17 protein-coding genes are annotated in these 19,604 nt (G+C 65.1%); 7 read left to right on the top strand and 10 right to left on the bottom strand.

All coding sequences use genetic code 11. The annotated features are described in order from the left end of the window. Nucleotides 1–26 precede the first annotated feature (26 nt). Complete coding sequence (gene def / locus AC3WMU_RS12810) at nucleotides 27–539, bottom strand: peptide deformylase (protein WP_006224698.1); 513 nt, start codon at nucleotides 537–539, stop codon at nucleotides 27–29. 225 nt (nucleotides 540–764) lie between these two features. Between def and dprA the strand changes: the two genes are divergently transcribed. From dprA to AC3WMU_RS12795, 3 genes are all read left to right on the top strand, one after another. Continuing rightward, the gene (gene dprA, locus AC3WMU_RS12805; RefSeq protein WP_006224699.1) at nucleotides 765–1,877 is read left to right on the top strand and encodes a DNA-processing protein DprA; all 1,113 of its coding nucleotides are present in this window, start codon (nucleotides 765–767) and stop codon (nucleotides 1,875–1,877) included. Nucleotides 1,878–1,988: 111 nt separating this feature from the next. Continuing rightward, nucleotides 1,989–2,897, top strand: coding sequence for a hydroxymethylglutaryl-CoA lyase (locus AC3WMU_RS12800; RefSeq protein WP_280029956.1), 909 nt, complete (start codon nucleotides 1,989–1,991; stop codon nucleotides 2,895–2,897). Next, nucleotides 2,894–3,367: a hypothetical protein gene (locus AC3WMU_RS12795; RefSeq protein ID WP_280029954.1), complete on the top strand. Its 474-nt coding sequence runs from the start codon at nucleotides 2,894–2,896 to the stop codon at nucleotides 3,365–3,367. The genes AC3WMU_RS12800 and AC3WMU_RS12795 overlap by 4 nt, the downstream gene beginning before the upstream one ends. Nucleotides 3,368–3,448: 81 nt before the next feature. On the opposite strand, the gene AC3WMU_RS12790 is transcribed toward AC3WMU_RS12795, so the two are convergent. Continuing rightward, complete coding sequence (locus AC3WMU_RS12790; RefSeq protein WP_006224702.1) at nucleotides 3,449–4,465, bottom strand: amino acid ABC transporter substrate-binding protein; 1,017 nt, start codon at nucleotides 4,463–4,465, stop codon at nucleotides 3,449–3,451. A gap of 191 nt (nucleotides 4,466–4,656) precedes the next feature. After that, the gene (locus AC3WMU_RS12785) at nucleotides 4,657–5,898 is read right to left on the bottom strand and encodes an aminotransferase-like domain-containing protein (RefSeq protein WP_492282433.1); all 1,242 of its coding nucleotides are present in this window, start codon (nucleotides 5,896–5,898) and stop codon (nucleotides 4,657–4,659) included. A 200-nt stretch (nucleotides 5,899–6,098) separates the two neighbouring features. Here AC3WMU_RS12785 and AC3WMU_RS12780 point away from each other — a divergent pair, with 200 nt between their 5' ends. Both AC3WMU_RS12780 and AC3WMU_RS12775 read left to right on the top strand, forming a co-directional pair. Beyond that, the gene (locus AC3WMU_RS12780; RefSeq protein ID WP_492282432.1) at nucleotides 6,099–6,818 is read left to right on the top strand and encodes a YggS family pyridoxal phosphate-dependent enzyme; all 720 of its coding nucleotides are present in this window, start codon (nucleotides 6,099–6,101) and stop codon (nucleotides 6,816–6,818) included. 165 nt (nucleotides 6,819–6,983) lie between these two features. Beyond that, a complete protein-coding gene (locus tag AC3WMU_RS12775; RefSeq protein WP_315140224.1) occupies nucleotides 6,984–7,952 on the top strand; it encodes a Bug family tripartite tricarboxylate transporter substrate binding protein in 969 nt (322 codons plus the stop codon). Between the two features lie 88 nt (nucleotides 7,953–8,040). Here AC3WMU_RS12775 and AC3WMU_RS12770 read toward each other — a convergent pair whose 3' ends face one another. From AC3WMU_RS12770 to AC3WMU_RS12755, 4 genes are all read right to left on the bottom strand, one after another. Next, entirely contained in the window at nucleotides 8,041–8,430 is a 390-nt protein-coding gene (locus AC3WMU_RS12770) for an Hsp20/alpha crystallin family protein (protein WP_424624592.1), read from the bottom strand. A gap of 30 nt (nucleotides 8,431–8,460) precedes the next feature. Next, a complete protein-coding gene (locus tag AC3WMU_RS12765; RefSeq protein WP_492282431.1) occupies nucleotides 8,461–8,904 on the bottom strand; it encodes an Hsp20/alpha crystallin family protein in 444 nt (147 codons plus the stop codon). 193 nt (nucleotides 8,905–9,097) lie between these two features. Further along, complete coding sequence (locus AC3WMU_RS12760; RefSeq protein WP_006224708.1) at nucleotides 9,098–13,057, bottom strand: DUF3683 domain-containing protein; 3,960 nt, start codon at nucleotides 13,055–13,057, stop codon at nucleotides 9,098–9,100. Nucleotides 13,058–13,188: 131 nt separating this feature from the next. Further along, a complete protein-coding gene (locus AC3WMU_RS12755) occupies nucleotides 13,189–13,809 on the bottom strand; it encodes a YqaA family protein (protein ID WP_424624594.1) in 621 nt (206 codons plus the stop codon). 107 nt (nucleotides 13,810–13,916) lie between these two features. On the opposite strand from AC3WMU_RS12755, the gene ilvA reads away from it, so the two are divergent. Further along, entirely contained in the window at nucleotides 13,917–15,425 is a 1,509-nt protein-coding gene (ilvA, locus tag AC3WMU_RS12750) for a threonine ammonia-lyase, biosynthetic (RefSeq protein ID WP_492282430.1), read from the top strand. A 177-nt stretch (nucleotides 15,426–15,602) separates the two neighbouring features. On the opposite strand, the gene AC3WMU_RS12745 is transcribed toward ilvA, so the two are convergent. Beyond that, on the bottom strand, nucleotides 15,603–16,715 hold the full coding sequence (locus AC3WMU_RS12745) for a porin (protein WP_006224711.1): 1,113 nt from the start codon (nucleotides 16,713–16,715) through the stop codon (nucleotides 15,603–15,605). Between the two features lie 433 nt (nucleotides 16,716–17,148). Next, nucleotides 17,149–17,532 (bottom strand): DUF4148 domain-containing protein, encoded by a 384-nt coding sequence (locus AC3WMU_RS12740; protein ID WP_492282429.1) that lies wholly within the window; start codon nucleotides 17,530–17,532, stop codon nucleotides 17,149–17,151. A 383-nt stretch (nucleotides 17,533–17,915) separates the two neighbouring features. Between AC3WMU_RS12740 and AC3WMU_RS12735 the strand changes: the two genes are divergently transcribed. Further along, nucleotides 17,916–18,806 (top strand): LysR family transcriptional regulator, encoded by an 891-nt coding sequence (locus AC3WMU_RS12735; protein WP_006224713.1) that lies wholly within the window; start codon nucleotides 17,916–17,918, stop codon nucleotides 18,804–18,806. A gap of 194 nt (nucleotides 18,807–19,000) precedes the next feature. Here AC3WMU_RS12735 and AC3WMU_RS12730 read toward each other — a convergent pair whose 3' ends face one another. After that, complete coding sequence (locus tag AC3WMU_RS12730) at nucleotides 19,001–19,552, bottom strand: adenine phosphoribosyltransferase (RefSeq protein ID WP_006224714.1); 552 nt, start codon at nucleotides 19,550–19,552, stop codon at nucleotides 19,001–19,003. Between the last annotated feature and the right edge of the window lie 52 nt (nucleotides 19,553–19,604).

Here is a 19,604-nt window from a genome sequence, read left to right as displayed (position 1 = left end):
CGGCGGAAACGACGAGGGATTTCCCGTCAGTCGCGCAGCGCTTCGCGCTCGGCCTTCTTCAGCTTGGTCTTGATGCGGTTCTGCTTCAGGTTGGACAGGTATTCGACGAAAACCTTGCCTTCCAGATGGTCGAGTTCGTGCTGCACGCACACGGCCAGCAGGCCATCGGCTTCGAATTCAAAAGGCTTGCCGTCGATGTCCAGCGCCTTGCAGCGGATACGCGAGGCGCGTTCGACCTCGTCGTAGACGCCGGGCACGGACAGACAGCCTTCTTCGTAGATCTTGTGGTCGTCGCTGCGCCAGGTGATCTCGGGATTGATCAAGGTCAGCAGCTGATTGCTGTCCTCGGACACGTCGATCACGACGACGCGCTCGTGCACGTCCACCTGGGTCGCGGCCAAGCCGACGCCCGGCGCGTCATACATGGTCTCGGCCATGTCGCGCACCAGTTGACGGATGCGGTCGTCGACTTCGGCTACCGGCTTTGCCTTTTTGTGCAAGCGCGGGTCCGGGTAGCGAAGGATAGGAAGTAAAGCCATTGCAGGGGTGTCGCCAGTGATTGAATGCTTACTTAAGAGTTTAATTCATTAGAGTCTTGATTTCTAATAGTTTTCGGCTAAGTCGGGCATTGCGGGCATTGCTGCGTCCCCGCTTATTGAGCCGTTCGTCGAGGGCATGGTGTGACCGTATTGTCCCGCTCGCCCAGCGTCGCCTGCCCCGCATGCGACACTCACGCACCCGTCGACGCTTCACGCGCTTGCCCCATGCCGCTTACGCATTCTTCCGCCGAACTGTCCGCCTGGCTGCGGCTGTCCCTGGAACCCAACATCGGTTCCGCCACCGCCTGCATGCTGCTGGGCGCGCTCGGCCTGCCCGAACAGATCTACGCGCAGCGCGCCACGGCGCTGGTCCGCCAGGTTCCCGAAGCGCTGGCGCGCCAGTTGGCCGCGCCCATGCCTGAGGACATGGCGGCCCAGGTGGACAGCGCGCTGGAATGGGTCAGCGCCCCCGGCCGGCACATCCTGACGCTGGCCGACCCGACCTATCCGCAAAGCCTGCTGACTATCGCCGACCCGCCCATCCTGCTGTATGTGGCGGGCGACCCGGCCTATCTGCAAGGCCCGTCGCTGGCCGTCGTGGGCGCCCGCAACGCCACGCCCGGGGGCCAGGAAAACGCCCGCGCCTTCGCCCGCCATCTGGCCACGCACGGCTGGCGCGTCGTCAGCGGACTGGCGCTGGGCATCGATGCGGCGGCGCATGAAGGCGCGCTGGACGCCGGCCCGGACGGGGCGGGCACGGTGGCGGTCATGGGCACCGGCATCGACCGCATCTACCCCGCCCGCCACCGCGATCTGGCGCACCGCATCGCCGCGCAGGGCGCGCTGGTTTCCGAGTTTCCGCTGGGCACGGGCGCCCTGCCCCCGCACTTCCCCAAACGCAACCGCATCGTGGCCGGACTGGCGCGCGGCGTGCTGGTGGTGGAAGCGGCGAAGCAAAGCGGGTCGCTCATCACGGCGCGGCTGGCGGGCGAAAGCGGACGCGAAGTGTTCGCCATCCCCGGTTCCATCCATTCGCCGCTGTCGCGCGGCTGCCATGCGTTGATTCGCCAAGGCGCCAAGCTGGTGGAGACGGCCGCCGACATTACCGACGAGCTGGGCGGCGGCCCAATGCCCGGCGTGCGCGGCGCCCCCCGCCCCGAAGCGTCGCTGCCCGCCCACCCCGTGCTCGAGGCGCTGGGCTTCGACCCGCTGCACCTCGATACCCTGCAGGCGCGCTTGACGCTCAACACCGGCGACCTGCAAGCGCAGCTGGTGGAACTGGAATTGCAGGGCCGCATCGCCCGTCTGGATGACGGCCGTTACCAGCGTCTGAAGTAGGGTCGCATTCCCCCGCCCCGTGCAAGCGGAGTGCCGCGCGATGGCGCTAATATTGGCGCAAGCGCCGCAGCCTTGCGCGCCGCGTCACCCAATACCGAACCAGGAAGAGACATGGCTTTGCCCTCCCGCGTGAAGATCGTCGAAGTGTCGCCTCGCGACGGTCTGCAGAATGAAAAGGAATTCGTGCCCACCGACATCAAGGTGGAACTGGTCAACCGCCTGGCCGCGGCGGGCTTCCCCAATGTGGAAGCCGCCTCATTCGTGTCGCCCAAGTGGGTGCCGCAGATGGCCGACGGCGCAGACGTGATGGCGCGCATCGAACGCCGTCCCGGCACGATCTATTCGGTGCTGACGCCGAACATGAAGGGCTTTGAAGGCGCACTGGCCGCCGGCGCGGACGAGATCGTGATTTTCGGCGCCGCCAGCGAGGCGTTCTCGCAAAAGAACATCAACTGTTCCATCGCCGAATCCATCGCCCGCTTCGAACCGGTGGTGCAAGCTGCGCGTGAAGCCGGCATCCGCGTGCGCGGCAGCATCAGCTGCGCGCTGGGGTGCCCGTACCAGGGCGACGTTCCTGTGGAATCGGTGGTGGATGTGGCGCAACGCTACCTGGCGATGCAGGTCGACGAGATCGACGTGGCCGACACCATCGGCGTGGGCACGCCGCAGCGCGTGCGCGACGTGATGACGGCGGTGACGCGCGTGGTCGACCCGGCTCGCGTGTCCGGCCACTTCCACGACACCTACGGCCAGGCGCTGGCCAACATCCTGGCCGCGCTGGAAACCGGCATTTCCATCTTCCATACCTCGGTCGCCGGCCTGGGCGGCTGCCCCTACGCCAAGGGCGCCACCGGCAACGTCGCCACCGAAGACGTGCTGTACATGCTGCGCGGGCTGGACATCGACACCGGCGTGGACTTCGACGCCGTGGTCGATATCGGCCAATGGATGTCGGCCCACCTGAACCGCAAGGGTTCCAGCCGTGCCGGCAACGCAATCGCCGCCAAACGGGCCGCATGACCTTGCCTGACACCGCCCCCGCCGAGCAAGACCGGGCCGCGCTCCTGCGCGAGATCGGCCCGCTGCCGCTGTCGGGCCAGGCATGGCCCGACTGGGTGCGCATCCTGGCCTGGGTGATCCTGGCGGTGCTGGGCGTGCAGGTGGTGACGACCGCCATCCGTGCGCCCGCGCAGCCGTTCGATACCGTGCTGGCCGTGGTGGTGGTGCTGTGCTTCGTGGGGCTGCTGTTCGTGTCCTGGCACATGCAGACCTCGATCACCACCATCGATGACCGCGGCCTGCGCCAAACCTGGTTCACGCGCCGCGAAGTCGCCTGGGAAGACGTGCGCTATGCGCGTTTCGTGCCCATGCTGTTCTCGAAACGGCTGGTGGTGTTCACCCACCGGGGACGGCCCGTGATCCTGCAGGGCGGCACACGCGAATTGCGCAGCGCCTTCGTGAAGATCGCGCAGGTGTACCGGCGGGGGTGATGGTTGCGCGCGATCGGCGGCGATCCTTGCCGACGAATCCGCGCGCTCCACCATCCTGCCGATATTGGCCATGCCTTGTATTTAACGGATCGGCAACGCGTACATCAAACCGCCCTGCGTCCATTGCGCATTCAGGCCGCGCTTGATCTTCAACGGGCTGCCTTGGCCCACGTTGCGCTCGAAGCTCTCGCCGTAGTTGCCCACCTGCTTGACGATGTTGTAAGCCCACTTTTCGTCCAGCCCCAGGTTGGCGCCGCCGCCGGGCGTGACGCCCAGGATGCGCTTGATGTTGGGGTTGGCGCTCTTGGCCTGTTCGTCCACGTTCTTGGATGTCACGCCGTATTCTTCCGCTTCGATCATCGCCGACAGCGACCAGCGCACGATGTTCAGCCACGTGTCGTCACCCTGGCGCACGAAGGGACCCAGCGGCTCTTTCGAGATGATCTCGGGCAGCACGACGTAATCGTCGGGATTCTGCAGCTTCGAGATGCGGATGGAAGCCAGGCCCGATGCGTCCGTGGAAAAGACGTCGCAGCGGCCCGCGGCGAACGCGTTGACCACTTCGTTGAACGTCTCGATCACCACCGGCTTGTACGTCACGTTGTTGGCGCGCGCCCAGTCGGCCAGCGTGTTCTCGTTGGACGTGCCGGTCTGCAGGCAGATCGTGGCGCCGTTGATCTCTTTGGCGCTCTTCACGCCCAGCGACTTCGGCACCAGGAAACCCTGGCCGTCGTAGAAGTTGATGCCGGCGTGGATGATGCCCAGCGCGGTGTCGCGCTGCTGCGTCACGGTGGTGTTGCGCGTCAGCACGTCCACTTCGCCGGATTGCAGCGCAGTGAAGCGTTGCTGCGAATTCAGCGGAACGACCTTGATCTTGTCGGCATCGCCAAAGACCGCCGCGGCGATGGCGCGGCAGAGATCCACGTCCAGCCCCTGCCATTTGCCTTGCGCATCGGGCGCCGAGAAGCCCGCGAAGCCCGTGGTCGTGCCGCACGCCACCGCGCCGCGCTGGCGCACGACGTCCAGTGTTGCCGCCTGCGCGCCTTGTGCCGCCGCCATCAAGAGCGCCGCGCCCACCAACCCTTTTGCAATGTTCATGACCTGGATTCCTGTTATGCCGGGCGCGGGGACGCGCCGAGGCGAGAAGCTTATAGACATGAAGCGCCCGCGCCAAATAACAAGCGCTTATTTAGGTATATCCGCCCGCACCCCGCATGCGGGCGCCGGCGGACAGGTTCCCAGCATAACCAAGGCTTGCGCGGCCGGGCTTGGCCGCGGTCAAGCCACGATCACGCCGCCAGCGAGATCGAGACGGGTTCGTTGGCTTCGCAGGCTTCCAGCGCGCGGCCCAGCCGGACCATGCCCTGGGCGATCTGGCTTTCGTTCATGGTGGCAAACGACATGCGCATAGCGAAGAGATCAGCCTGGTCGGCATTGGCGTAGAAGGCCTTGCCCGGCACGTAGACCACTTCGTGCTCGATGGCGTACGGCAACAGGCGCGTGGCGTCCACGTCACCCGTCAGACGCGCCCAGAAGAACATGCCGCCTTCGGGCTTGCTGAAGCTGATGCGGCCGTTGAGCTCGCGGGCCAGGGACTCGGCCATCGCGTCGCAGCGCAGGCCGTAGGCGGCGCGGATGCGCGGCACGTGCTCTTCATAGCGGCCGTTGGCCAGGTACTGCGCCACCGTTTCCTGGATCCATGCGGACGAGGCCATGTCGTCGGCCGCCTTGGCACCGACGCAGCGGCGGCGGATCTCGGGCGGCGCGACCAGCCAGCCGATGCGCAGCGCGGGCGCCATGGTCTTGGACATGCTGGCCAGGTACACCGCCCAGTGGCGGGCTTCGCCTTCGGCCAGGGCCGCGATGGGCGGCACCGCTTCGCCGGCAAAGCGCAGTTCGCTGTACGGGTCGTCTTCCACGATCAGGAAACGGTGCTTGACCGCCAATTCAAGCAGGCGCAGGCGGCGCTGGCGCGTCAGCGTGGCGCCGCAAGGATTCGAGAACGACGCGACCACGCAGACCATCTTGGGCTTGATGCGGGCCGCCAGTTCATCCAGCGCGTCCACATCGATGCCGTCGGGGCCGGAGGGAACCGTATGCACCGTGGCGCCCGTATAGCGCAGCGCCTGGACGGAATTCGGGAACGCGGGCGACTCGATGATGGCATGGTCGCCGGGTTGCAGCATCACGCGGGTCAGCAGCGCCAGCGCCTGCTGCGATCCGCCCGTCACCATCAGTTCCGTGTCGGCGTTGCACTGCAGGCCGCGCGCGGCGGACAGGCGCGCCAGTTCGTGGCGCAGGCTGGCCTGGCCGTCGATGTTGGAATACTGCAGGCAGGCGCCCAGGCGGGCCAGGACCTGCGTCGACGCGATCGACAGGCCCTCCACATCGAACAGCTCTTGCGCGGGGTAGCCGCCCGCAAGCGAAATCGTGCCCGGCCGCATGGCGTAGGGCATGAGCGATCGGATGGGGGATGCGGGGGGATTCAGGAAAGGCGTGGCAAAGGCGTATTCTGGCGCAGCGCTGGACATGGCGGGGGACTGGAAAGGTGGGAGACCGTGTCGCCCGAGGGGCGGCGCCGGGAGGGCATAGAACATTGAAATATAAACAAATCTCGGTAAATTCTAAGCCTGGCGATTACGCAGGGTCAACGGCGAAAGCGGCCGGTGTGGCGAAACGATCCTGCAAGAGTCCTACACTATGGGACATCCTGTTCCTGCAAGAGAGCTGCATGACCGTCGAAGACACCATGGCCGGGCGCCTTGCCCGGATTCAACAACGCATCGCCGACGCGTGCGCGCGCGCCGGACGCGCGCCCGGCAGCGTCGTCCTGCTGCCTGTCAGCAAGACCTTCGATGTGGACGCGATCCGCGAAGCCATGGCGCTGGGCCTGAACCGGTTCGGCGAAAACAAGACGCAGGAGATCCGCCAGAAGGCCGCCGCGCTGGCGGGCCAAGGCCTGGAATGGGTGCTGATCGGGCACCTGCAGACCAATAAATCGAAGGACGCCGCCCGCGACGCGACCGAAGTCCAGTCGCTGGACCGCCCCGACCTGGCCGAAGCCCTGCACCGCCGGCTGCTGAACGAAGGCCGGACGCTGGACGTGCTGGTGCAGGTGAAAACCTCGACCGAGCCCAGCAAATTCGGCATGGCCGCCGAAGACGTGCCTGCCTTCCTGCGCCGCATCGCCACCGAATTCCCCACCCTGAAGGTGAAGGGATTGATGACGCTGGCGGTGAACTCTCCCGACCCTGAGGCGGTGCGCGCGTGCTTTTCCGCCCTGCGCCAGCTGCGCGACCGCATGCGGGACGAGGACATCGCCGGGATCTCGCTGGACCGCCTGTCGATGGGCATGAGCGGCGACTTCGAACTGGCGATCGAAGAAGGTTCCACCGAAGTGCGCATCGGCACGGCCATCTTCGGCGCGCGCACCTACCCCGATCCGCAGTAGCCGGCGGCGTGGTGCACTGCGGGAAAACCGGGGGGCACAAGGTCCCCTTTCGGACGGGCGCGCGAGGCATAATAGCGTCGCAAAAATAGCGACGCAGACCGACGGCGCAAGACACGACGCCGCCGACGTCGCGCTCAATACAGACCCCGCACGAGGAGACACCCCATGCAGAACCCCGCACGGCGCCTAGTGGCGCTGGCCGCCCTGTCGCTGGCCGCCGCCACCGCTTCCGCCCAATCCTGGCCCACGCAGCCCATCCGCTGGATCGTGCCCTACCCGGCCGGCGGCGGCACCGACGTCGTCGCCCGCACGGTTGCCAGCGGCCTGGAAAAGCCCCTGGGCCAGACCATCGTGGTCGAGAACCGCCCCGGCGCCGCCACCATCATCGGCGCCACCGCCATTGCGCAATCCGAACCCACCGGCTACATGATCGGCACGGCCGACTCCGGCACGCTGGCGTTCAACTCGTCGCTGTACGCCAAGCTGTCTTACGACCCGGCCAAGTTCACCTACATCGGCGGCATCGCCAAGTTCCCGCTGCTGCTGGCCGTGAACGTCAACTCGCCCTACAAGACGGTCGACGACGTGCTGGCCGCCGCCAAGAAGGAACCCGGCAAGCTGACGGCAGCCTCCGCCGGCGCGGGCTCGCCCCACCACCTGGCGCTGGAGCTCTTCAAGCAGCGCACCGGCGCCAACCTGCTGCACGTGCCCTACAAGGGCGCCGCCCCCGCCATCCAGGATCTGCTGGGTGGACAGGTGGACGTGATGTTCATCGACCTGGCCTCGGGCCTGCCCAACGTGAAGGCCGGCAAGCTGCGCGTCCTGGCAGCCGCCACGCCCGAGCGCGTATCGGTGCTGCCCGACACCCCGACGATGGCCGAGCAAGGCGTGGCCAACTTCACGGCCTACGCCTGGCAGGGCCTGGTAGGCCCCGCCGGCGTGCCGGAAGCAGTGGTCAAGAAGCTGTCCGCCGACCTGGACGCCACGCTCAAGACCCCGGCCGTGTCGCAGAAGATGCTGGACATGGGCGTGATCCCGATGCCGATGTCGGCGCAGGATTTCAAGGCCTATGCCGAGCAGGAGCGCAGCGCCTGGGCCGACGTGATCAAGAAGGCGAACATCAAGCTGGAGTGATCGCGCCGCTGCCCGACCGGCCTAGGAAAAAAGCCGCAGCCCTTTGGGGCCGCGGCTTTTTTTTGTGCCTGCCGGCGTGACGCCCGCGTCAGTCCGCCGTGACGGGGATGCGCCGGGCCTGCGCCTCGCGCGCACGCGGAATGCGAAGCGTCAGGACGCCCTGCTTCAGGCTGGCGTTGATCTGCGCCCGGTCGAACTCCTGGCCAAGCCGGAACGCGCGCCGGAACACAGGCGCGCGCAGTTCGCCCAACACCAGTTGCAGATCTTCCGGCGTCGCAACAGATGCCTCGCCTTCGATCACCAGCACGTCAGACTCGACATTGATGTGCAGCCGTTCTTTGGACACGCCGGGCAGGTCTGCCACCAGCGTGATGGCTTGCGGGTCTTCATAGACGTCCACGGCGGGCACGGTGACTGCCCTGTCTGCGCGCTTGGCCGAGTCGTCCGCGGTCACGGTGAGATCTTTACGTTCATTCATGATCGGTACTCCTTATGCGGTTGGCGGAACTTACTCCACGGGCACGACCCGCGGCTTGGACGACTCCTTGCGCTTGATCGAAATGGCCAGGCAGCCGTCCGTGTAGCGCGCCTGCACTTGGTCTGGATCCACGTCGGCAGGCAGCTCGATCACCCGCGTATACCGGCCGACTGCCCGTTCTCGCGCGTAATAGCGGGCGTTCTCCGGCAATGCCGGCTGGGTTCGTTCGCCGCTGATGGTCAACACACGCTTTTCGAGCGTGACGTTCAGGTCGTCAGGCTGCATGCCTGGCACAAAGGCGACCACTTCAACCGAGTCGCCAGACACCCCGACATTCACCGGGGGGAACAAGGCTTGCGGGGTGGCGCGCAAGGCCGCCGGCACGCCGGCGCTGCGCAAGACGCGCCCCATATGTTCCTGAATGGCGTCGAAGGCCGACGCAAAGCCGCTATCGCTGAATGGAAAGTTGCTCATGTTGGTCTCCCGAGTGGAAAGGGACAGATCAGGACACGACGCAATCGCGGCTAGTGCGACCGCAGGTCTGATCGCCTCAGGACCAATGATGGGAGCAATTTCGCCGACTTCAAGAGTCGGCGAAATGGGGAAAAAAGGGATCGTCCGCCCTGCGCCACCGCGTGGCGCAGGGGGTGTGAAAGCGGCGTGACGCCTACACCAGCACGCGCTCGATGCCGCCCGCGTTGGCGCGCTTCACGTAGTCTTCCATCCAGCCTTCGCCCAGGATGTGGCGCGCCATCTCGACCACGATGTAGTCCGCGTCCATGCCGGTGTCGCCTTCATAGCGCGACAATCCCTGCAGGCACGACGGGCACGAGGTCAGCACCTTCACGTCGCCGGCAAAGCCGTCGCTGCGCAGCGCGGCGTCGCCCTTGAGCAGCTCTTCCTGCTTGCGGAAACGCACCTGCGTGGAGATGTCCGGCCGGCTCACCGCCAGAGTGCCCGACTCGCCGCAGCAGCGGTCGCTCTTGATGGCGTCGTCGCCCACCAGGGCGCGCACCGTCTTCATGGGCTCCTGCAGCTTCATCGGCGTGTGGCAGGGGTCGTGATACATGTAGCGCACGCCCTTGGCGCCTTCCAGCTTGATGCCCTTTTCAAGCAGGTACTCGTGGATATCGATCAGGCGGCAGCCGGGGAAGATCTTGTCGAATTCATAGCCCGACAGCTGGTCGTAACAGGTGCCGCAGCTGACCACCACCGTCTTGATGTCCAGGTAGTTCAGCGTGTTGGCGACGCGATGGAACAGCACCCGGTTGTCGGTGATGATCTGTTCGGCCTTGTCCGTCATGCCGTTGCCGCGCTGCGGATAGCCGCAGCACAGGTAACCCGGCGGCAGCACGGTCTGCACGCCCGCATGCCACAGCATGGCTTGCGTGGCCAGGCCGACTTGCGAGAACAGGCGCTCGGAGCCGCAGCCCGGGAAGTAGAACACCGCTTCCGTGTCGGCGGTGGTCCCCTTGGGGTCGCGGATGATCGGCACGTAGTTCGCGTCTTCGATGTCCAGCAGCTTGCGCGCGGCCTGCTTGGGCAGCCCGCCCGGCATCTTCTTGTTCACGAAGTGCACGATCTGCTCGCGCAGCGGCGGCTTGCCCACGGTGGCGGGCGGCTTGGCCGTCTGCTTCTTCACCAGGCCCGAAAACAGGTCGTGCGCGGCGCGCTGAACCTTGTAGCCCACGCCCACCATCGCCTTGCGGGTGGCGTTGATGGTGGCCGGGTCTTTGGCGTTCAGGAAGAACATGGCGCTGGCCGTGCCCGGGTTGAACGACTTGCGTCCCATGCGGCGCAGCACGGCGCGCATGTTCATCGACACGTCGCCGAAATCGATGTCGACCGGACAGGGGTTGTAGCACTTGTGGCAGACGGTGCAGTGGTCGGCCACGTCTTCGAATTCTTCCCAGTGCTTCAGGCTGACGCCGCGACGGGTCTGCTCTTCGTACAGGAAGGCTTCCACCAGCAGCGACGTGGCCAGGATCTTGTTGCGCGGCGAATACAGCAGGTTCGCACGCGGCACGTGAGTGGCGCATACGGGCTTGCACTTGCCGCAGCGCAGGCAGTCCTTGATGGAATCCGAGATGGCGCCGATGTCGCTTTGCTGCATGATCAGCGACTCGTGGCCCATCAGGTTGAAGCTGGGCGTCCAGGCATGGCGCAAGTCAGCGCCCGGCATCAGCTTGCCGGCGTTGAAGTGGCCGTTGGGGTCGACGCGGCGCTTGTAGTCCTGGAACGGCGCCAGTTCGGCTTCGGTCAGGAATTCGTACTTGGTCAGGCCAATGCCGTGTTCGCCCGAGATCACGCCATCCAGGTCGCGAGCGATCTGCATGATGCGGTCGACGGCCTGATGGGCCTCGCGCAGCATCTCGTAGTCGTCCGAGTTGACCGGGATGTTGGTGTGCACGTTGCCGTCGCCGGCATGCATGTGCAGCGCCACGAACACGCGGCTTTTCAGCACGCGGCCATGGATGGCGACCAGCTCATCGACGATCTTCTTGTAGGCTGCGCCCGAAAACGCGCGCTGCAGGCCGGGCAGCACTTCCACCTTCCAGGACACGCGGATCGTGCGGTCCTGCACGATGTCGAACACGCGGGCGCCGGGTTGCGCGGCCAGGCGCTCGGAGAGTGCGGCATGCACGTCGCCCAGCCCCAGTGCCTGCAGTTCCGGCAGCGCCTGGGCCAGCGGCAGGTCCAGGTTGTCCAGCAGCCATTGCCAGCGTTGGCGCGTGGCGCCCAGCAGTTCCAGCGCCTGACGCGTGCGTTCGGCCAGCACTTCGGCGCGGGTGGCGTCGATATCGGCGTCGTCCGCCTTGCCCACCGGCAGCGGCGTGCACAGGTACGCATCCAGCGCGCCCAGCAGCTTCAACTTGTTGCTGGTGGAAAGCTCGATGTTGATGCGTTCGATGTGATCCGTGTATTCGCCCATGCGCGGCAGCGGAATCACGACGTCTTCGTTGATCTTGAAGGCGTTGGTGTGGCGCGCGATCGCGGCGGTGCGCGAGCGGTCCAGCCAGAACTTCTTGCGCGCCTCCGGGCTGACGGCCACAAAGCCTTCGCCGTGGCGCGTGTTGGCCAGGCGCACGACTTCGCTGGCGGCAGCGGCCACCGCGTCATCGTCGTCGCCCACGATATCGCCGATCAGGACCATCTTGGGCAGCACGCCGCGCTTGCTCTTGGTGGCATAGCCCACCGCGCGCAGGTAGCGTTCGTCCAGATGCTCCAGGCCGGCCAGGATGGCGCCGCGGGCACGGCCTTCGCCGTCCAGGTAACCCTTGACCTCGACGATCGACGGGATGGCGTCGCGCGCCTGCCCGAAGAATTCCATACAGACCGTGCGCGTGTGACGCGGCATGCGGTGCAGCACCCAGCGCGCGGACGTGATCAGGCCGTCGCAGCCTTCCTTCTGGATGCCCGGCAGGCCGGCCAGGAACTTGTCCGTGACGTCCTTGCCCAGCCCTTCCTTGCGGAACACGCGGCCTTTGATTTCCAGCGTTTCGGTCTTGAGCAGGCGCTCGCCGGGCTTGCCCTTGCCGTCGAACCACTTGAGCTCGAAGCGGGCCATCTCCACATCATGGATCTTGCCCATGTTGTGTTCCAGGCGGGTGACTTCCAGCCAGTTGCCGTCCGGATCGACCATGCGCCACCAGGCCAGGTTATCCAGCGCGGTGCCCCACAGCACGGCCTTCTTGCCGCCCGCGTTCATGGCGATATTGCCGCCCACGCACGACGCTTCGGCCGAGGTCGGGTCCACGGCGAACACGAAGCCGGCGGCCTCGGCCGCTTCGGACACCCGCTTGGTCACCACGCCGGCGCCGGCATGGATGACGGCCACGGGCTCCGTGAGCCCGGGCAAAATACAGGACTCGACCTTACCCAGCTTGTCGAATTTTTCGGTATTGATGACGGCCGACTTCCACGTCAGCGGGATGGCGCCGCCCGTATAGCCGGTGCCGCCCCCGCGCGGGACGATGGTCAGGCCCAGCTCGATACAGGCGGTGACCAGCGCGGCGATCTCGTCTTCGGAGTCCGGCGTCAGCACCACGAAGGGGTATTCCACCCGCCAGTCGGTGGCATCCGTCACGTGCGATACGCGCGACAGGCCGTCGAACTTGATGTTGTCGCGCGCCGTGATGCGGCCCAGCACCTTCTGCGCCTGCTTGCGCATCATGGCGGTCTGGTCGAACTCGCCTTCGAAGGCGGCAATGGCGGACCGGGCGCGGCCCAGCAGGCCGACGACCTTTTCGTCGCGATGCGGATCGTGGCCTTCCTCGGTGGGGGAGCCCGGCTCGCGGCGGCGATCGATCTCGCCCAAGCGGTGATGCAAGGCGTCGATGAGCTGCTTGCGGCGCTTGGGATTGTCCAGCAGGTCGTCCTGCAGGTACGGGTTGCGGCGCACGACCCAGATGTCGCCGAGCACTTCGTACAGCATCCGGGCGGAGCGGCCGGTACGGCGTTCTCCGCGCAGGTCGCCGAGCAGGCTCCAGGCGTCTTCGCCCAGCAACCGGCCGACAATCTCGCGGTCGGAAAACGACGTGTAGTTGTAGGGAATTTCGCGCAATCGCGCGGGTGCTGCGGGCGGCATCGCCCCGTTCAAGATGTGGCTAGCGAGTGGGGCGTTCATGGCGGCAAGAGGGGCCCATAAAAAATTATTTTATGCCATCGGGCGGACTTGACCCCAAATACCCCTAGGAAGCCGGCCAAAAGCAGCAGGAAACGGCGATTATCCGTCCCTATTTAAGTGTGGTGTCAGTTTCAGAGTTGGCCGGGAAAGAACCACAGCAGGCTGGCGGTCATGACCAGATAGCGCAGGAATTTTCCGATCGCCATATAGACGACGCATGGCCAGAAGGGCAAGCGCAGCCAACCGGCTACCGCGCACAGCGGGTCGCCGACTGCGGGCAACCAGGACAGCAGCAGCGCCGGCGGACCCATCCGGTGGATCCAGTCGTGCGCGCGCTCGTTCCAGCGTCCGCGCATGCGGCCGCCTTCGGTCGCGTCGGGGTGCGGGTGGGGATGTTTCTCCCCGCCGGGCCGCCCCAAGGGGAGAACGCCCCCTTGGGGGGCAGCAAGCCCGCTTTGCGGGTGCGGCGTGGGGGCCTTCGCCTCTTTCCAGCGTTCGACCGCTTTTTCGGCACCCAGGCCCATCCAATAGCTGATCGCACCGCCCACGGTATTGCCGGCCGTGGCCACCAGGACGGCCGGCCAGAACATGTCCGGCGACAGCTTGATGTAGCCGAACACCGCGGGTTCGGAGCCCAGCGGCAGCAGCGTGGCGGAAACGAGCGACACCGTGAAGATGGCCGACAAGCCCACCGAGGGCAGTGCCAGCATCCCCAGGAGCCAGTGAACAGCAGATAAGAGGCTTTCTTCCATGATGAGCGAGTGTAGCCGCGCGCAAGAGGACCCAGGTCGGAAACGATTGGAGCCTTTCCCTGCAATAATCGTGCCCACGTCCCCACTCTTGTCCCTACGCGCGGTCCATGTCCACTGATTATCTGAAACGCATCCTGACTTCCAAGGTTTACGACGTCGCGGTCGAGTCGCCGCTGGAAATAGCGCCCCAGCTTTCCCAGCGGATCTCGAACACGGTCCTGCTCAAGCGCGAGGACACGCAGGCGGTTTTCAGCTTCAAGCTGCGCGGGGCGTACAACAAGATGGCCAACCTGACGCCCGCGGTGCGCAATCGCGGCGTCATCGCGGCCTCGGCCGGCAACCACGCCCAGGGCGTGGCGCTGGCCGCCAGCCGCCTGGGTTGCCGCGCCGTCATCGTCATGCCCACGACCAGCCCGCAGGTGAAGATCGACGCGGTGCGCCGGCTGGGCGGCGAGGTCGTGCTGGCGGGCGAGAGCTTCACCGACGCCTATGCGCACGCGCAGATCCTGGAAAAGAAAGAAAAGCTGACCTTCGTCCACCCCTTCGACGACCCCGACGTGATCGCCGGCCAGGGCACGGTGGGCATGGAGATCCTGCGCCAGCATCCGGGCCCGATCGACGCCATCTTCGTCGCCATCGGCGGCGGCGGCCTGATCTCCGGCGTGGCCGCCTACATCAAGCAATTGCGGCCCGAGATCAAGATCATCGGTGTGCAGACCGAAGACTCCGACGCCATGCTGCGTAGCGTGCGCGCCGGCCGACGCGTGCAACTGAACGACGTGGGCCTGTTCTCGGACGGCACCGCCGTCAAGATGGTGGGCGCTGAAACCTTCAAGTTGACCCGCAAGTACGTCGACGACTTCGTCGTGGTGGACACGGATTCGATCTGCGCGGCGATCAAGGACGTCTTTCAGGACACCCGCAGCGTGCTGGAACCGGCAGGCGCCATGGCGGTTGCCGGCGCCAAGCAGTACGCGGCCGAACACCATCTGAAGGGCAAGACGCTGGTGGCCATCGCTTGCGGCGCCAACATGAACTTCGATCGCCTGCGCTTCGTGGCCGAACGCGCCGAAGTGGGCGAAATGCGCGAAGCCGTCTTCGCCGTGACGATGCCCGAACAGCGCGGCAGCTTCCGCCGCTTCTGTGAATTGGTGGGCGAACGCAGCGTGACGGAATTCAACTACCGCATTTCGGATGCGGACCGCGCCCACGTTTTCGTCGGCATCCAGGTGTCGTCCGCCACCGAACCGGACAAGATCGCCGCGAACTTCCGCCGCCACGGGTTCGACACGCTGGACCTGACGCACGACGAAATGGCCAAGACCCACCTGCGCCACATGGTGGGCGGGCGTTCGGCGCTGGCGCGCGATGAATTGCTGTACCGCTTTGAGTTCCCGGAACGCCCGGGCGCGCTTATGCGCTTCCTGAACGCGATGAACCCGGACTGGAACATCAGCCTGTTTCATTACCGCAACCAGGGCGCCGACTACGGCCGCATCCTGGTTGGCATCCAGGTGCCGGCGGCCGACAAGAAGCAGTTCCGCACGTTCGTGGCCGAACTCGGCTATCCGCATTGGAACGAGACCGACAACCCCGCCTACAAGCTATTCCTGTAGCAGCGGCGCCAGGCCTCCTACCGCCGCCCCAATGCGAGAGGGCCTCCTTGCGGAGGCCCTTCCCTTCTGACCGTCAAGCGCGATCGACCGAACCCATGTAGGGGGGGCTCGCTGTCACTCGGCGGCTCACGGAGATAAGCCGCGCATTCAGCAAGGTCCGGCCGGGCGCGTTGCCGCTTAGAACCGGTGACGAATACCCATCGCGACGGCGGTGTCGCGCGCATCGTGCTGGAACGCGTAGTTGTCGCCGTAGGAGGCGTACGCGTACAGGTTGGTGCGCTTGGTGAAGTCGTAGGTGTAGCCCAGGCTGTACACGTTGAACGTGGCGTCGTCGCCCGTCAGCTTGTCGTTGCCCGGCGTCGCACGCTGCCACGAACCGAAGATGGCGTGGCGGCCCAGCGGAACGGTGGCGCCGATCAGGTACGAGTTGGCGCGGAAGCCGTCAGCCAGCTTGAACGAACCCAGGTTGTTCATACCGTCGGGCGTGGTGCCCATGTTCTGGCCCACGAACCAGCCGTCGCGGGTCTGGCCGAAAGCGGCAGCCAGCTTCACGACTTCAAAGTCGTACGAACCGCCGACGATGTATTCCTGGATGCGCGCGGCGTCTTTGCCGCCAACGCGCTTGTTCGTCGGGTCGAAGCGGTCATAGGCGACGGCCAGGTTCAGCGGGCCGTTGACGTATTGCACGCCGGCGGTCAGCACCCGGTTGTTGTCGCCCGTGGCGAAGCCGGTCTGGGTCGTGTCGCTGACGCTGTCGTCTGCGCTGAACGAATAGCCCACGCCCGCCTTGAAGCCGCTCAGGCTGGGGGTTTGATACAGCACCATGTTGTCCAGGCGCATTGTGTTGGCGCTGCCGAACGTGGTGCCCATGTTGGCGGTGTTGTAGCTGATCGAGAACGGGTCGATCGAACCGAAGTACTTCGACGCCAGGTTCGTCTGACGGCCGAATTCCAGGCGGCCCCAAGAATCGCTGTCCAGGCCCACGGTGGCTTGACGGCCGAACAGGCGGCCATTTTGCAACGACTTGCCGTTCATGGGACCGAAACCGCCTTCCAGCGTGAACACGGCGCGCAGGCCGTCGCCCAGATCTTCCGTGCCGCGCAGGCCGAAGCGCGAGCCGCTGCTCACGCCCTGCACACCGCCGAAGCGGCTTTGCGACACCCCATTGAACTTCACCTGCTCGTAGCCGACACCGGCGTCGATCAAGCCGTACAGCGTTACGGAGTCGGCGGCTTGCGCGGCGCCGGCAAAGCCTGCCAGCAACGCGACGGCCAATAGCGTCTTCTTCATGTAAATCCCCAAAATGGCGAGATGAAAGGCATCCGCAAACGCGCCGTCCGAACGACGGGGCCTTCGCGTGCCGCTGCGAACCAGCAGGCGGCGTCTGCACTGAATCTAGTGTCCGGCTAGCGGCAACCCGAAGTAACACGGATTTCGACGAACTACTTTCCATGGTTGGGATAATGACGCGCAGCTGACTCTTCTCCAGGCGTGGAAATCTGCCTTAACGCCTTGAAAATAAATATGAATCTTTGCTCGCAAATCGAACAACCGATGCGTTCGGCCCGCTCGGCAGCCTGGATTCATCGACAACATTTGTTGCCGCGAGCGCACAGTTTTGCGGCAAAAATGCCACACTGGGTCGCCGCCGTGCAGCTGTGCGGGCAATAAAAAAACCCCTCGGCGTCTCAAGGGGTTTCTCGTGACCATCCCGGGGCGGGACTTACTTGCCCTTGGGCGGGTAGTCCAGTTCACCGAAGGTGTATTCACCGCGGGCCTTGGCTTCGGCCAATTCCTGGCGGACTTGTTCGCGCGTCTTGCCGCCCGATTGCGACACGGCGGCACGCGGCGGGTAGTCCAGTTCGGCGGTCGTGACCTGGCCGGCGGCCTTGGCGCTTTGCAGTTCTTGCTGAACCTGGTCGCGCGTCATGCTGGTTTGCGTCGCGGTGGCGGGCGGGTAGTCCAGTTCACCGAACGTGACCTGGCCTGCGGCCTTGGCGGCTTGCAGTTCTTGTTGAACCTGTTCACGCGTCTTGCCATCGGCGTGGGCGGCAGACATGCCAACCAAGGTTGCGGTAACCATAAGTGCAGTTGCTAGGGCTTTCATTGTGATGACTCCATCCTAAACCTTGCACACCGTCTTCTGCCAGGCTGGCAGGTGCGATGTGACTGTTTGATTGCTGGGACGAAGTATCTGGCGATTGGCGCCTAGTAAAAACCCTTATTTTGGTGAACATATTTTCACCGATGGGACAATTGCACGATGTATCTGGTGCAATCTGCGCCATTATTGCGCAGCCCCCTGTTAGAGCAAGGTGCTGCAAGCCTTGCAGGCATTCAGCTAGAAGCAAGCTAGGTGACGGTCTGTGCGCCCACCACGCAAGGCATGAGATGTTCCGTGTGGATAAATAGACATTTCTGCTGGCGGGACAATAATTCCATTTATCATACAAATCTGCCAGAAATGGAAATTTGAGTTTAGAGGGCACTATGGATATCCAGCTTAACGACATCGCGCTTTTTGTCGAAGTCGCCAAGCGCAAGAACTTCAGCCACGCGGCGGAAGCCTTGAATATTCCAACCTCCACGCTCTCGCGCCGCGTCAGCGAACTGGAACGCAGCGTCGGCATGCGCCTGTTGAACCGCAGCACGCGCAAGATCGACCTGACCGAAGCCGGCGCCATCTACTTCGAACGCTGCCGGCACATTGTGGAAGAAGCGCGCATTGCGCACGACCAATTGCTCGACATGGCGGTGCAGCCCAAGGGCCGCCTGCGCATCTCGCTGCCCACGAGCCTTGCCCAGCTGTTCCTGCCCGCCGTCATCAGCGAATTCCGCGAGCAGCATCCGGACATTGAATGCGATTTCGATCTGAGCATGCGCCCGATCGACCCCATCAGCAATCCGTTCGACCTGATCCTGAGGTTCGGCCAGCAGCCGGATTCCAGCCTGATCTCGCGCAAGATCGTGCTGATGGCGCACCAGCTGTATGCCTCGCCCGACTATCTGGCCCGCCATGGCGAACCGCGGGTGCCCGCCGACCTGACGCACCACGAATGCCTGCGGCCGACCATGCGTGAAGAGTCATCCTTCTGGATGCTCCATTCGGGCGACAAGGTCGAACGCGTGCAAGTATCCGGCCGCCTGTCGGCGAACAATGTGGGCATGCTGGGACGTCTGGCCGGCCAGGGCCTGGGCATCACCCCGCTGCTGGTGTTCGATGCAATGGAACGCGCCATCAAGCAGGCAGGGCTGGTGCGGGTGCTGCCCGACTGGAGCCTGACGCCCCTGCCCCTGTTCGCGTTGCTGCCCTCGCGGATGCTGCCCGCCAAGACCAAGGCGTTCCTGGACTTCATCCAGCCCCGCTTATCGGATTCGTAGGATGGGTGGAGCGCGCGGGTTCTTAAGCAAGAACGCAGGTGCTCAGCGCGCGAAACCCATCAAGCAGCCAGTGCGTTGTGGCTGACGCTGGCAAGAACCCACCGCTGCTTGATGGGTTTCGCGCGCTGAAGGTCGGAGTTCTTGGCACTGAACCCTCGCGCCCCACCCATCCTACGCCCTGCAATCGGGGTCGCTTACGGCGTTGCGTCGCCGTACTGACAGACGGTATAGAGCGGCGTGCCGGTGGCAGCCACCTTGGCCGAGCCGCCCAGGTCGGGCAAGTCGATGATGGCGGCCGCTTCGACCACGTTCGCGCCCAGGCGCTGCAGCAGTTTGATCGCGGCCAGCATGGTGCCGCCCGTGGCGATCAGGTCATCGACCAGCAACACGCGTTGGCCGGTGCGCACGGAATCCGTGTGCATCTCGACGGCGGCATTGCCGTATTCCAGCGAGTATTCCTCGGCTACGGTGCGGTAAGGCAACTTGCCCTTCTTGCGTATCGGCACGAAACCCAGATTCAGTTCATAGGCCAGCACGCTGCCCACGATGAAGCCGCGCGCGTCCACGCCTGCCACCAGGTCAAGGCGCTGGCGCATATAGCGGTAGACGAACAGATCGATCAACACCCGGAATGCGCGCGGGTCTTGCAGAACCGGCGTGATGTCGCGGAACACGACACCGGGTTGGGGCCAGTCCGGAACGCTGCGGATGGTGCGCCGGATGTACTCGGCGTTGTCGGTCTGCATGGAAGGCGGCCCTGAAGAATTGAAGCAAGGCGAACTATAACCTTGCCACCGC

The sequence above is a fragment of the Achromobacter sp. FW305-C-13 genome, from assembly GCF_058783475.1.
The sequence above is the reverse complement of the archived record's forward strand: the minus strand, read 5'-3'. Positions and strand labels throughout refer to the sequence as shown.

Coding starts and splice junctions, on each gene's coding strand:
- def (WP_006224698.1), bottom strand. CDS start 539: ATGGCTTTACTTCCTATCCTTCGCTACCCGGACCCGCGCTTGCACAAA.
- dprA (WP_006224699.1), top strand. CDS start 765: ATGCCGCTTACGCATTCTTCCGCCGAACTGTCCGCCTGGCTGCGGCTG.
- AC3WMU_RS12800 (WP_280029956.1), top strand. CDS start 1,989: ATGGCTTTGCCCTCCCGCGTGAAGATCGTCGAAGTGTCGCCTCGCGAC.
- AC3WMU_RS12795 (WP_280029954.1), top strand. CDS start 2,894: ATGACCTTGCCTGACACCGCCCCCGCCGAGCAAGACCGGGCCGCGCTC.
- AC3WMU_RS12790 (WP_006224702.1), bottom strand. CDS start 4,465: ATGAACATTGCAAAAGGGTTGGTGGGCGCGGCGCTCTTGATGGCGGCG.
- AC3WMU_RS12785 (WP_492282433.1), bottom strand. CDS start 5,898: ATGTCCAGCGCTGCGCCAGAATACGCCTTTGCCACGCCTTTCCTGAAT.
- AC3WMU_RS12780 (WP_492282432.1), top strand. CDS start 6,099: ATGACCGTCGAAGACACCATGGCCGGGCGCCTTGCCCGGATTCAACAA.
- AC3WMU_RS12775 (WP_315140224.1), top strand. CDS start 6,984: ATGCAGAACCCCGCACGGCGCCTAGTGGCGCTGGCCGCCCTGTCGCTG.
- AC3WMU_RS12770 (WP_424624592.1), bottom strand. CDS start 8,430: ATGAATGAACGTAAAGATCTCACCGTGACCGCGGACGACTCGGCCAAG.
- AC3WMU_RS12765 (WP_492282431.1), bottom strand. CDS start 8,904: ATGAGCAACTTTCCATTCAGCGATAGCGGCTTTGCGTCGGCCTTCGAC.
- AC3WMU_RS12760 (WP_006224708.1), bottom strand. CDS start 13,057: ATGAACGCCCCACTCGCTAGCCACATCTTGAACGGGGCGATGCCGCCC.
- AC3WMU_RS12755 (WP_424624594.1), bottom strand. CDS start 13,809: ATGGAAGAAAGCCTCTTATCTGCTGTTCACTGGCTCCTGGGGATGCTG.
- ilvA (WP_492282430.1), top strand. CDS start 13,917: ATGTCCACTGATTATCTGAAACGCATCCTGACTTCCAAGGTTTACGAC.
- AC3WMU_RS12745 (WP_006224711.1), bottom strand. CDS start 16,715: ATGAAGAAGACGCTATTGGCCGTCGCGTTGCTGGCAGGCTTTGCCGGC.
- AC3WMU_RS12740 (WP_492282429.1), bottom strand. CDS start 17,532: ATGAAAGCCCTAGCAACTGCACTTATGGTTACCGCAACCTTGGTTGGC.
- AC3WMU_RS12735 (WP_006224713.1), top strand. CDS start 17,916: ATGGATATCCAGCTTAACGACATCGCGCTTTTTGTCGAAGTCGCCAAG.
- AC3WMU_RS12730 (WP_006224714.1), bottom strand. CDS start 19,552: ATGCAGACCGACAACGCCGAGTACATCCGGCGCACCATCCGCAGCGTT.